Annotated in this window: 13 protein-coding genes; 4 read left to right on the forward strand and 9 right to left on the reverse strand. The window is 61.1% G+C overall.

Annotated features, from left to right (window positions below):
* Positions 1-40 precede the first annotated feature (40 nt).
* Positions 41-1,201 (forward strand): Do family serine endopeptidase, encoded by a 1,161-nt coding sequence (locus V8Z78_RS04615; protein WP_039049604.1) that lies wholly within the window; start codon positions 41-43, stop codon positions 1,199-1,201.
* A 196-nt stretch (positions 1,202-1,397) separates the two neighbouring features.
* On the opposite strand, the gene tatC is transcribed toward V8Z78_RS04615, so the two are convergent.
* From tatC to hisF, 9 genes are all read right to left on the reverse strand, one after another.
* On the reverse strand, positions 1,398-2,210 hold the full coding sequence (gene tatC, locus V8Z78_RS04620; protein WP_034361342.1) for a twin-arginine translocase subunit TatC: 813 nt from the start codon (positions 2,208-2,210) through the stop codon (positions 1,398-1,400).
* A gap of 156 nt (positions 2,211-2,366) precedes the next feature.
* Positions 2,367-2,888: a Sec-independent protein translocase protein TatB gene (gene tatB / locus V8Z78_RS04625; RefSeq protein ID WP_003062149.1), complete on the reverse strand. Its 522-nt coding sequence runs from the start codon at positions 2,886-2,888 to the stop codon at positions 2,367-2,369.
* A gap of 22 nt (positions 2,889-2,910) precedes the next feature.
* Positions 2,911-3,147 (reverse strand): Sec-independent protein translocase subunit TatA, encoded by a 237-nt coding sequence (gene tatA / locus V8Z78_RS04630; RefSeq protein WP_003058595.1) that lies wholly within the window; start codon positions 3,145-3,147, stop codon positions 2,911-2,913.
* Positions 3,148-3,268: 121 nt separating this feature from the next.
* A complete protein-coding gene (locus tag V8Z78_RS04635) occupies positions 3,269-3,637 on the reverse strand; it encodes a histidine triad nucleotide-binding protein (RefSeq protein WP_003062146.1) in 369 nt (122 codons plus the stop codon).
* 113 nt (positions 3,638-3,750) lie between these two features.
* A complete protein-coding gene (locus V8Z78_RS04640) occupies positions 3,751-4,794 on the reverse strand; it encodes a patatin-like phospholipase family protein (RefSeq protein WP_003062143.1) in 1,044 nt (347 codons plus the stop codon).
* 271 nt (positions 4,795-5,065) lie between these two features.
* Positions 5,066-5,464: a DUF4870 family protein gene (locus tag V8Z78_RS04645; protein WP_003062140.1), complete on the reverse strand. Its 399-nt coding sequence runs from the start codon at positions 5,462-5,464 to the stop codon at positions 5,066-5,068.
* A gap of 11 nt (positions 5,465-5,475) precedes the next feature.
* Positions 5,476-5,874 (reverse strand): phosphoribosyl-ATP diphosphatase, encoded by a 399-nt coding sequence (locus tag V8Z78_RS04650; protein ID WP_003062137.1) that lies wholly within the window; start codon positions 5,872-5,874, stop codon positions 5,476-5,478.
* A 4-nt stretch (positions 5,875-5,878) separates the two neighbouring features.
* Complete coding sequence (gene hisI / locus V8Z78_RS04655; protein WP_255432032.1) at positions 5,879-6,310, reverse strand: phosphoribosyl-AMP cyclohydrolase; 432 nt, start codon at positions 6,308-6,310, stop codon at positions 5,879-5,881.
* 66 nt (positions 6,311-6,376) lie between these two features.
* Entirely contained in the window at positions 6,377-7,177 is an 801-nt protein-coding gene (gene hisF, locus V8Z78_RS04660) for an imidazole glycerol phosphate synthase subunit HisF (protein WP_003058607.1), read from the reverse strand.
* A 787-nt stretch (positions 7,178-7,964) separates the two neighbouring features.
* On the opposite strand from hisF, the gene glmM reads away from it, so the two are divergent.
* The 3 genes from glmM to nfrB all read left to right on the forward strand — a co-directional run bounded on the left by glmM (position 7,965) and on the right by nfrB (position 12,843).
* Positions 7,965-9,299 (forward strand): phosphoglucosamine mutase, encoded by a 1,335-nt coding sequence (gene glmM, locus V8Z78_RS04665; protein ID WP_003062134.1) that lies wholly within the window; start codon positions 7,965-7,967, stop codon positions 9,297-9,299.
* Positions 9,300-9,461: 162 nt separating this feature from the next.
* Entirely contained in the window at positions 9,462-10,637 is a 1,176-nt protein-coding gene (wecB, locus tag V8Z78_RS04670; RefSeq protein ID WP_349730999.1) for a non-hydrolyzing UDP-N-acetylglucosamine 2-epimerase, read from the forward strand.
* A complete protein-coding gene (gene nfrB, locus V8Z78_RS04675; protein WP_046461074.1) occupies positions 10,624-12,843 on the forward strand; it encodes a cyclic di-3',5'-guanylate-activated glycosyltransferase NfrB in 2,220 nt (739 codons plus the stop codon). The genes wecB and nfrB overlap by 14 nt, the downstream gene beginning before the upstream one ends.
* Positions 12,844-12,851 lie beyond the last annotated feature (8 nt).

Here is a 12,851-nt window from a genome sequence, read left to right on the forward strand (position 1 = left end):
ACAATGTGGGCTTGTTCCCCTCACTACCTATACGCATTACATGAAACGCACCTGGTTGCTGTTTTCGCAGGTCGTCACCGTACTGGTGGCTATCTATTTTGTAGTGGCTACCCTACAGCCCACTTGGCTTCAGCGCGGAAATATCCGTAGCAGTGCCGGTGTTTCGCTGCTGCAGGCTCCATCCACTCCAGCGGGTGAAGTCGCTCCCGGCAGCTTTGCGCCTGCCGCGCGCAAAGCCTCGCCCGCCGTGGTCAGCATCAACACCAGCAAGGCGGTTCGCCACCCGCGCGCCAACGACCCCTGGTTCCAGTTCTTCTTTGGCGATCAGGGTCCGCAAGAGCAATCTGGTTTGGGTAGTGGCGTCATCATCAGTCAAGATGGCTACATCCTCACCAACAACCATGTGGTGGAAGGCGCCGACGATATCGAGGTCACGCTGACCGATAGCCGTCAGGCCAAGGCCAAGATCATTGGAACAGACCCCGAGACCGATCTGGCCATTCTCAAGATCGAGCTCGACAAGCTGCCCGTCATCGTACTGGGCAACTCCGATCAGGTCGCTGTGGGCGACCGCGTGCTGGCCATCGGCAACCCCTTCGGCGTGGGCCAGACAGTGACCAGCGGCATCATCAGCGCTCTGGGCCGCAGCCAGCTGGGCATCAATACCTTCGAGAACTTCATCCAGACCGACGCTGCCATCAACCCCGGCAACTCCGGCGGTGCGCTGGTGGATGCCAACGGCAATCTGCTGGGCATCAACACGGCCATCTACTCGCGCTCTGGCGGCAGCATGGGCATCGGGTTCGCGATTCCCGTCTCCACAGCCAAGATGGTGCTGGACGGCATCGTCAAGGACGGCAAGGTCACGCGCGGCTGGATCGGCGTGGAGCCCAACGAACTCTCACCCGAGCTGGCCGAGACCTTTGGCGTCAAGGCCGATGCCGGCGTCATCATCACCGGCGTGCTGCAGGCCGGCCCCGCCGCCCAGGCCGGCATGCGCCCCGGCGACGTGATCGTCAAGGTGGGCGAGACCGCGACCCGCAATGTCTCCGAGCTGCTGACGGCCGTGGCCTCGCTCAAGCCCGGCGAAGCCGCCAAGTTCGATGTGCGCCGCGGCGACAGCGAAGTCATGCTGGACATCACTCCGGGAGCCCGCCCAGCAGCCAGCACCTTGCAGCAGCAGAGTCGTCCCCGTCGTTGACGGGTACTGCCACCAAGCCCACCAGCCAGCGCCGGTCGCTGGCTTTTTTGATGGTGCGGCCTGTTGCAGGCTGCAGCGGGCCATCACATACCATCAAAAAATACGGCTCTAACGCTTGCAGGTAAAGCTCTGACAGCTATCAAAACAAAAGCCCTTGAATCGCTTCAAGGGCTTTGCAGGAGGTCGGGAACGAAGATCAGTGGCCGTCAGTGGATTTTTCCACCTCCGTGCCCGTGCCTTCCTCGGCATCGGGCGCACGCGATACCCGGCTGAACCAGCCGGCCCCCAGAATGCCGATCTCGTAGAGCAGGCACATGGGCAAGGCCAGGGCCAGCTGGGAAATCACATCGGGCGGCGTGATGACGGCCGCAATCACAAAGGCCAGCACCACGAAATAGCCGCGGAAGGCCTTGAGCTTTTCAATCTCCACCAGGCCAAAGCGCACCAGCAGCATCACCACAATGGGCACCTGGAAAGCCGCCGCAAAAGCGATGTAAAGCGACAGAATCGCTTCCACATACGAGGCGATGTCGGGTGTTGCCGCCACGCTGGCCGGCGTGAAATGCTGGATGAACTTGAACATATTGCCCAGCACAAAGAATTGTACGAAGGCAATGCCGGCATAGGCCAGCAAGCTGCCGAACAGGATCAGCGGCAGGGCGAACTTCTTCTCGTGGCTGTACAGGCCCGGTGCCACAAAGGCCCAGATCTGGTACATGATCCAGGGCAGCGCCAGCAGCACGGCCACCATCATCAGCACCTTGAGCGGCACAAAGAAGGGCGAGAAAACGCCCACCGCAATCAGCTTGGCGCCGGGCGGCATGTGCTCTTTGATGGGCAGGGCGATGAAGTCAATCAGGCCATCGGGGCCCGGCCAGAACATCAGCAGCCCGACGCCGATCAAAACGCCATACAGGCTGTAGAGCAGGCGGTCACGCAGCTCCATCAGGTGCTGGACAAACGGCTGCTCCGTGCCGGCGAGTTCGTCTTCTTTAGAGGGTTCGGACATGGTGCAAAACCGCGTCGGAGCCCGATCGGCTCCACACGCTTGAGAAACAACAACGCCCGCGGATCACGGGCAAAGAGCGACATGCGGGCAGCAGAGCCGACCCCCTTGGGCCGGCCATGGCCGACCTTGCGGCCGGCAGGCTGCTGAGCTGCATGTTCAATGGAACTTCTTGGGGCGAAAGCGCGCCACGCGTGCCGCACCCGACTGGACCTTGCTGCGTACCCCGGCACGGGCCTTGTACCACTGGGGCACGGCACCGCGCTTGACGCGCCAGTTCTTGCGCGGATGGCGATAGCTGGGCACCACGCTGCTGTGCGTATCCAGACCGGTGTAGCCACCTTCTGCGTCATAGGACCCGAAGGACGAAGCCGAAGTCATGTTCGAGTCGTCGCGCAGGTCCTTGGTCGCATCGCTCCAGTCCTTTTCAAGATCGGAGGCCTGATTGCGCATGCTGGACTCCACGTCCCGCGCGGCAGTCTCGACCGTGTCCTTCATCTTGCGCAGCTCATCGAGCTCCATGGAGCGGTTGACCTCGGCCTTGACGTCGGACACATAGCGCTGTGCCCTGCCAAGCAAGGTGCCCACCATGCGGGCCACGCGCGGCAGTTTCTCGGGACCGATGACCACCAGGGCCACGGCACCGATCAGCGCCATTTTGGACAGGCCAATATCAAACATCTAAATGTCAGTCCTGCCGCGATCAGCTCTTTTGCTTGGCTTCCACGTCGATGGTGGCCTTTTCGGCAGCCTGCTGGTTGGCCACTTGGCCGGTCGCAGCGTTGGCGTCGGCGTCAGTCGCGCCGTCCTTCATGCCGTCCTTGAAGCCCTTGACGGCGCCGCCCAGGTCGGAGCCGATGTTCTTGAGCTTCTTGGTGCCGAACACCAGAACCACGATGAGCAGCACGATCGCCCAGTGCCAGATAGAAAACGAGCCCATGAGAATCTCCTAGAAATTGCAAACCATTTTAGACGGGGCTTGTGACAGATACGAATCAATCACCCAAAAAGCCTGCAGCGCACAGCTCTATCGCCGCGTGCAGGCTCGCTGCGCCGCCGGATCAGCCCTTGAGCCAGGGGCGCGGGCCGCCCATGACGTGCAGGTGCAGATGGTGCACTTCCTGCCCGCCTTCGCTGCCGGTGTTGACCACGATGCGGAAACCGCCATCGGGATAAGGGTTGCAGCCCTGCTCCATCGCCAGCTTGGGAGCCAGCGCCATCATGCGACCCAGCAGGGGCACATCCTCGGCGCCGACCTGGGCCATGGAGGGGATGTGCTTCTTGGGAATCACCAGGAAGTGCACGGGCGCACCCGGGTGAATGTCATGGAAGGCGAACAGTTCCTCGTCTTCATAGACCTTGCGCGAAGGAATCTCCCCTTTGGCGATGCGGCAGAAAATGCAATGGGGGTCGTAATCGTGGTCGTGCATGGTCTCTTGTATCTCGACAGTTCAGTATTCCAGGCGCCCTGCCTTGCCCATGGCCCATGAAGCAGACAATGGCGTCATCCCCTGAAGGGGAAGGCGCAAAGCGCCTCAGGGGACTATCCTATATTCTCGTTGAATCGCAGCGTCTGTTTGACGCCAAGGTGCTCGCGATTGAGCTGCAGCCATTGCTGGCCGCGCACCCGGCCCAGCTCAAACAGCTTGTGCACCATGCCCATGTCTGCGCGCACCTTGCTCGAGGCGCCAAAAGGCTTGAGCACGGAGCCCCCGTCGATGCGGTGCATCAGCACATGCTTGTAGCGCTCGGGGTCCAGGCGCTTTTGCTCCAGCAGCTTGACCACGAACTCGATGGCCCTCAACTCGGCCAGCAAGCTGGCGTTGAAGGTGATTTCGTTCATGCGATCCATGATCTCGCGGGCCGTGTCGGGAGAGACATCGGACTCCTTGGGATTGATCTGCACCAGCAGGATATCTCTGCTCCTGGTCTCGTAGATCAGCGGATACAGGGCCGGATTGCCCGAGAACCCGCCGTCCCAGTAGCACTCCCCGTCAATCTCCACCGCCTTGAACAGCTGCGGCAGGCAGGCCGATGCCATGATGGCGTCTGCCGTCACCTGCTCGCCTTTGAAGATCTTGCCGGCACCCGTGCGCACATTGGTGGCGCAGATGAAGAGCTTGGGCACCACGCTGGGGTGCTCGGGATGCGCAAGCGTCTCGAAGTCCACCACCCGGGTGAGCAGCTGTCGCAGCGGGTTGATATTGAGCGGATTGGTCTGATAGGGCGACAGAAACTGGTTGAGCACGCCCATGAACTGCTTGCTGCCCGGCAACGGTGCGGCCCAGAACATCTTGCCCACGCTGCCCATGGTGCCCACGCCCTCCCACAGCTCGCGCAGAGACTGGCGCGCCAGCTGCCGTCCCAGGTAACGGGCATCGTCCACTTTCTTTTCCTGCGCGGCCGCCTGCGCGAAACCATGGGCCAGCGCCACGGCATTCATGGCACCGGCGCTGGTGCCACTGATGCCTTCGAAGATCAGTCCGTCATCGTCCAGCAATGCATCCAGCACGCCCCAGGTCAGCGCACCATGCGATCCCCCGCCCTGCAGGGCAAGGTTGAGGGTGTGGGAAGTCTCTGTAGCCATGGCACGATCCTGTGAGGGTTGATGAACCAAGCAAGGGGCTTGGGACTCACGCAAACAAAGAATGCACAGCGGGCATATCCATGGACAAAACACCATGCCCGATCCGAATCTGCGCAAGTCGTGGAGCTTATCCAGCACAGCGAGCATTGCACAGGCCCTGCACTCGTGTCAGCCTGCCACCCCGAATCTGTTGCAGCGCAGCACAACCGCTTGCAAAAACAAAAAAAGCCCCGGCCGTAAAGCGGGGGCTTAGGTGTCTGGCAAGTGCGGTTCAGGGCTGGATCGCGCGATTCTTGTTCATGGCGATCATGCCGCTGACGATGCGGTAGAGGAACCAGATGGAGATCAACACCCAGGCGGGGTTGAAGATCAAGAGGCCCAGCAGGAAGAACGGGAAAGTCACCGCATAGAGAACGATGGCCCAGAGCACGCTGCGCAACCGCCAGGAAAAATGGCTCTCCTGCCAGGTGCCGCGCGCATCATCGCGCTTGACCAGATCGATGACGACTGCAATCAGCAACAGCAGCACACTGACCTGCGCGCCCGGTAGCACGGCGGCCACGGCCACGACCAGGTGCAGCAGATAGCTGACCCAGCCCCAGGCCTTCAGGCCCTCGACCTCGGTAGAGCTGCTGCTATTTACATCGATAATGTCGCGATCGTCATTCATGCGCTTCCTCCTTATTGCTTGGCCGCCCCTTCCTGAGCAGCGCGTTCCTGGGCCTTGCGCAGGGCTTTTTCCTCCAGACCGCTGGTGCCCTCGCGGCGCTCCAGCTCGGCCACCACCTCTGCGGGTGTCAGTCCGTAGTGCGACAGCGCAATCATGGAGTGAAACCACAGATCTGCCACTTCATAGAGGATCTTGCCCTTGTCCGCGCCATGATCGACATCCTTGGCGGCCATGACGACTTCGGTGGCCTCTTCGCCGATCTTCTTCAGAAAGGCGTCAGGCCCCTTGTGCAGCAGGCGCGCGACATAGCTTTTTTCAGGGTCGCCACCATTGGCGACCTTGCGGCTTTCGATCACGGCGGCCAGACGGGCCAGTGCGCCCTCGACCGACGCGGTGTTTTGTTCAGACATGACTTTATTTGTAGATGGAAGCAGGATCTTTCAAGACCGGATCGACAGCAAGCCACTGTCCGTCCTTGAAAACGCTGTAAAAGCAGGAGTGGCGGCCGGTATGGCAGGCAATACCGGGATCATGCCCCTCTTGCGTGATCTTGAGCAAAACCACGTCGTTGTCGCAGTCGATGCGCATCTCGTGCACGGTCTGCACATGGCCGGACTCCTCGCCCTTGAACCACAGCTTGTTGCGCGAGCGGCTGAAGTAGACGGCACGCCCCAGCTCGGCGGTCTTTTCCAGTGCCTCGCGGTTCATCCAGGCAAACATGACCACGTCGCCGCTGCTTTGCTCCTGCGCAATCACGGGCACCAGACCCTGCGCATCCCATTTGACTTGATCGAGCCAGCTCATTGCAGACCTTTGCTTTGTATAGCTGCCAGCGCAGGCCGGCAGCCAACATCAACCATAAAACATATGGAAAGCCGCTTGTAGCCTGCGCAAGCCGCTCTCAAAACAACTTTAGAGACGCACGGGAATGCCGCGCGCGCGCATGCATTCCTTGGCCTGCTGCACGGTGTACTCGCCATAGTGGAAGATGCTGGCAGCCAGCACGGCATCGGCGCCGCCAATGGTCACGCCATCGGCCAGATCTTCGAGATTGCCGACACCGCCCGAGGCGATCACGGGCACGGCCACGGCATCGGCCACGGCACGCGTGAGCTTCAGATCGAAGCCGCTCTTGGTGCCATCCTTGTCCATGCTGGTCAGCAGGATCTCGCCGGCACCGCGCCTGGCCATCTCTTCGGCCCAGCGCACCACATCCAGCCCCACATTCTTGCGGCCGCCGTGGCTGTACACATCCCAGCCCGGCCCCATGGGCGTGCCGCCGGGGCCGATGCGCTGCTCGTCCTCGGGAGTTCGGCGCTTGGCGTCGATGGCCACCACGATGCATTGCGCGCCGTACTTGTCGCTGCAGGCATTGATGGTGTCCGGGTTGGCAATGGCGGCGGAGTTGAAGCTGGTCTTGTCGGCTCCGGCATTGAGCAGGCGGCGAACATCTTCCACGCTGCGCACGCCACCGCCCACGGTCAGCGGAATAAAGACCTGCGAAGCCACGGCCTCGATGATGGGCAGAATCAGGTCACGGCCATCGCTGGTGGCCGTGATGTCCAAAAAAGTCAGCTCGTCTGCACCCTGGGCGTTGTAGCGTGCGGCAATTTCCACCGGATCGCCCGCATCGCGCAGCTCCAGAAAATTGACGCCCTTGACCACGCGGCCGCCGGTCACGTCAAGGCAGGGAATGATGCGTTTGGCAAGCATGGACCAGTCTCGGAATATCTAGGAACAAGGAGGCCAAAGATACCACGGCCTCGCCGCTGCCTAGGGCATCTGCCAACGGCGCCCCCCTGCCGCTGCCATGGCATTGCCAGCTGGCTTGGGCGGCACGCCGCCCGGCCACAGCCATCGCATCGCGAGTCAAACCTGCTCGATTTGAAACGATTCAACTCAGCAGCAGCCCCAATCCATAAAGCGGCACAAAATCTCTGTGCTCCCAATTGAATAACAGTAAACACAGAGCCGGCCTCACGATTTATTGTTTTCAGCCGCAATCTCTTTCCTGCATCGATATTCCGGCTGCGATTAACTGGCGCAGATAGGACCATCGCCCACTCCTGACCAGGCATGCCACAAGCGATCCGAAAACAAAGGCACCGATATTCTCAATGAGAAGCCTTCACGCCTGCGAGAAGCCGCACTGCCGAGAGCGGCATATGACTGCGTGACAAGCAAAGCTATTGCGGGCTGGGCTTCGGCAAGCCGCCTGACGCTAGGGTTGACGGCAATGCAAAGCAGTCTCGACCGGCAAGCGAAATACCTTAAATATTGTGTATAAAACCCCAATTCAGCATCCAGATATTCATGGCGTAAAAAGATGTTTCTTTTTACGCTGCATTCTTGTTCGGATTGTTTTTGCTAGTGAAACTATGAAAAAAATAAATCAATAGTTTTTAATATTTCGACAGTGTTGTCCCCATAAATAATTGACCGGACCCGGAAACCCATCCCGTTCGATGAATGTATTCAGGCACAGGTGATCATCATGGATATGAGACGCCAATATTTCGGTACCGACGGAATCCGCGGGCGGGCTGGGTATTTCCCCATCACGCCGGACTTCGCTCTGCATCTCGCCCATGTCGTCGGACGAATGCTTCATCGCAACGAAGAGCGCCCGACGGTGCTGATTGGCAAGGACACGCGTATCTCGGGTCACATGCTCGAAAGCGCCTTGGTGTCGGGCTTCAATTCGTCTGGAGTGGATGTGGTGCTGCTTGGGACGCTGCCAACACCGGGAGTGGCCTATCTCACGCGGGCCTTGCGTGCCAGTCTGGGAGTGGTCATCAGCGCCAGCCACAACACCTTCGAGGACAACGGCATCAAATTCTTCAGTGCCAAAGGCACCAAACTGCCCTATGTCTGGGAGGTAGCAGTCGAGCAAATGCTGCTGGATGAGCCGCATTGGGTCCCGGCAATCGCACTCGGAAAAACCCAGCTCCTGGATGACGCCGCCGGCCGCTATATAGAGTTTTGCAAGAGCACTTGCGACCATGCGTTCACCTTGCGAGGGCTGAAGATCGTGGTCGATGCCGGCCATGGTGCGGCCTATCAGATAGCGCCCATGGTCTTGCATGAACTCGGTGCCGAAGTGGTGGCCATAGGCTGCGCTCCCGATGGCATGAACATCAACCAGGGGGCCGGAGCCGCACATCCCGAGCTCCTGGCCACGACTGTTTCCGGTTGCGGTGCGGATTTCGGCATCGCCCTGGATGGCGATGCGGATCGCCTGCTGGTCGTCGATGCCGCCGGCCGGCTCTATAACGGGGACGAGTTGCTGTACCTGATCGTCGCCGACCGCCTGGAGCATGACGAGAGCATTGCGGGCGCCGTCGGCACGCTGATGACGAATATGGCGGTGGAGCGGGCATTCGGGGTGCTGGATGTGGACTTCATGCGCACCAAGGTCGGCGACCGATACGTGCTTGAGGAGCTCAGCCGCAGGGGCTGGACCTTCGGCGGCGAGGGGTCGGGCCATCTGCTGATACTGGACCGGCACAGCACGGGCGACGGTCTGGTGAATGCGCTGCAGATATTGCAGGCCTGCGTGCGCACCGGCCGCACGCTATCGCAATGGCTGCTGCCGGTGCAGCTCTACCCTCAGGCATTGCTCAATGTGCACTGGTCGCCAGACCGGGATTGGCGCAGCAATGCCTTGCTGGCACGAGTGCAGGCACAGGTCGAGGCCGAGCTGGGCTCTACCGGGCGTGTGCTGGTGCGTCACAGCGGCACGGAGCCGCTGCTGCATGTGATGGTGGAGGCGCAGGATGGCGATCAGGCCAGCCGCTGTGCCGAGCGACTGGTCACGGCTGCCAGAGACGGTTAGCCCGCCGATGCGGCTGCGCCGCTCATGCAGCAGATAAAGCCGGCACCAATGGCGACCAGCACGAGGAGCTGGCTGACATACCCGAAGCAGAGCGTGAAAGATGATTTTGAGCAGGTACGAATGAAGAACGTCTGATACCAATTGACTCAAAGGGAGAACGCAATGAATCAGGACTCCGAGGCTCTTCACGCCAAGCCAGACATCGCGCAGTTGCTCATCGTGTCCGGGACCAGGCCCGAAATCATCAAGCTGGCCCCTGTCTATCACGCCCTACAGCAGACGCACTGGGCTCGCCCCATCTGGCTTCATACCGGCCAGCATGGCGACATGGCCGCGCAAATGCTGGATTGCTTTCATATCCAGCCCGATCATGTGCTGCAAAGGCAAGGAAGTTCACTGCTGGAATTCGCCACGGGCTGCCGGGTTCAGCTGGAGTCCGTGCTGACGGATACGAGCTGTGAGGCAGTGATCGTTCAAGGCGACACAGAGAGCGCGTTTCAGGGTGCATTGGCCGGCTTCTATCTCAAGGTACCTGTCGTCCATGTCGAAGCCGGCCTGCGCACCTACAACCTGCACCGACCTTTTCCGGAGGAAGGCCTGCGGCAAGGGCGCATCGCCAGCCTGCATCTGGCCCCCACCCCGAGGGCCCAGCAGGCGCTGGAGCGCGAAAACGTGGCCAAGGAAAAGATCGAGCTCACCGGCAACACCGTCGTCGATGCCCAGCTCTGGGCCAGCCAGCATCACCACATCCACCGCCGCATGCAGGGCCGAGGCCATATTCTAGTGACCATGCACAGGCGAGAGAACTGGGGCCCCGATGTGGACCATGTGTGCGAAGCGATTGCCGAGATCGCGCGCGAGTTTCCCCAGATGCCGGTGCTGTTCCCGGTTCACCTCAATCCGGTGGTCAAGGAGCCGGTACACCGGCTGCTGGGCGGACTTCCCAATGTCAAGCTGACGGAGCCTCTGGATTACCTGGCCATGCAGCAGGCCCTGGCCGATGCCTGGCTGGTGCTGACCGATTCCGGCGGACTGCAGGAAGAGGCGCCAACCTTCAAGGTACCGGTGCTGGTCTTGCGCGACGAGACCGAGCGTCCCGAGGTGCTGGAAGCCGGCTGCGCCGCTTTGGTCGGAGCCGACAGAAGCAGGATCGTTCAGTCCGTGCGCCACCTGATGCATGACGATGCTGCCTACCGGAGCATGCAGGCCAGCAGCAACCCCTTTGGTGACGGGACTGCAGCACAGCGCACCGAGAAAAGACTGCACCAGATGCTGAGGCCTGATCACGCAGGCCTGGCACAGAAAGCCGCTGAAAGGACGCGCCATGTCCTGGCTTGACCTGTTCACCGGATACCTCTATGTGCTCAAGAGCATCGCCATCGTCATTGCGGTGGTGATCTTCATCAGCGGACTGGACGATCTGTTCATCGACCTCTTTTACTGGGGGCGGCGCACCTGGCGTGCACTGACCGTGTATTCGCGCCACGAGCAGATGAATCACAAGGCCTTGCTCGGTGTGGACGAGAAGCCGCTGGCCATCATGGTGCCCGCATGGCAGGAGCATGGCGTGATCGGCAAGATGGCGCAGCTGGCGGCAACCACGCTGGACTATGAGAACTACCACATCTTCATCGGCACCTACCCCAACGACCCCCAGACCCACGCCGATGTGGAGCAGGTAAGAGCCCATTTCCCGAATGTGCACAGCGTGGTCTGCGCACGCCCCGGGCCGACCAGCAAGGCCGACTGTCTCAACAATGTGCTCGATGCCATCTTCCAGTTCGAGCAGCGCTCGGGCATAGAGTTTGCAGGCTTCATCCTGCATGACTCGGAAGACGTGCTGTCCAGGTTGGAGCTGAGACTGTTCAACTTTCTCGTGGATCGCAAGGATCTGATCCAGCTGCCGGTCTACCCCCTGGAGCGGCCGCTGCGCGAATTCACCGGCGGGCATTATCTGGACGAGTTTGCCGAGCTGCATGCCAAGGACATCGTGGTGCGCGAGGCCCTGGTGGGTCAGGTGCCCAGCGCCGGGGTCGGCACCTGCTTCAGCCGCCGCGCCATCACGGCGCTGCTGGAGATGGGCGATGGCGTAGCCTTCGATACCCAGAGCCTGACCGAGGACTACGACATCGGTTTCCGGCTCAAGCAGCTGGGCATGCGCGAGATCTTCGTGCGCTTTCCCGTGCATGACGCGGACCAGCCTACCGATCCCGACCAGCCACGCCGACACGGGCGCAGCGCGCGTGAAGCCAGCGTCATCTGCGTGCGGGAGTTCTTCCCCGATACGCTGAATGCGGCGGTGCGACAGAAGTCCCGCTGGATCACGGGCATCGTGATCCAGGGTTTCAAGACCCTGCGCTGGACCCAAAGCGGTGTGCTGAACTATTTTCTCTGGCGCGACCGCAAGGGTGCTCTCACCAATTTCGCCAGCTTTCTGGCCATGCTGCTGGCGATGCAGCTGATTGCCATCTGGCTCTACCAGCGCCTGGTACCGGACAGCTACCGGTTTCTCTCCATCTTCCAGGGCGACTGGTGGCTGTATGCGCTGCTGGCAGCGAACTTCGTGCTGATGCTCAACCGCATTGCCCAGCGCATGTTCTTCGTCACCAGCTACTACGGCATCGTCCAGGGATTGATGTCGCTTCCGCGCCTACTATGGGGCAATTTGGTGAACTTTCTGGCCAACTGGCGGGCCATCGCCCAGGCGCTGCAGGCCAAGGATATCCGGCGCATGGCCTGGGCCAAGACCGATCATGACTTCCCCATGCTGGGAGAGGGACCCAGACTGCGCCAGCCCCTGGGACAGATACTGATCGCACAAGGTGCCCTGACAGAGAGCCAGCTGCAGGAAGCGCTGCTGCGCCCCACTCCCGGCTTGCGCCTGGGCAGTGCGCTGGTGCACAAGGACCTGATCAGCACCGCACAGCTGGCCGCTGCAGTTGCCCAGCAGGCTGGCGTTTCATGGGAATTTCTGGGAGAGCGTCTGATCTCCGACGAGATCGCGGCACTGCTGCCGGCACATCTGGCACTGCATTACAGCGTGGTGCCGCTGCGCGAGGAGGGAAAAACACTGATCCTGGCCAGCGAGTCGGTCATAGACCCGGTCTCGCATGCAGCCCTGGAGCGCAAGCTGGAGAGGCCCGTGCGCTACCTCATTGCCCCCAAGGGAGAGGTCACGGTCGAGCTGCGGCGTCTGTATGCAAGACAGCATGGGGAGCCGGCTCGCGAACTGCTGGCCTGGGCCGTGGAGCGCAAACGCGTATCCGCCGAACAGGCGAAAGAGCTGTGGAAATTCTATGTGTCGCGGCAGCTGATGCTGGGCGAAGTGCTTCAGGCCCTGGGCCGCATCGACACAGCCGTGCTGAATGCCTTGCTGCTAAGACATGAGCAAAGCGATGACAGCCTGGGCCTGTTCCTGGTGAACCAGGGGGCGTTGACGCAGGCTACGCTGGATGAAGCACTGCGACTGCAGCAACAGCTGCAGGTCACCATGGCGCAACTTTTGCGCCGCCTTGATGCCGCCCCGATCGTGTCCGTTGCTTAGGTGCCAAT

Origin of the sequence: Comamonas sp. wu1-DMT, assembly GCF_040187805.1 — a bacterium.
In the GTDB taxonomy this organism is placed as follows: domain Bacteria; phylum Pseudomonadota; class Gammaproteobacteria; order Burkholderiales; family Burkholderiaceae_C; genus Comamonas; species Comamonas thiooxydans.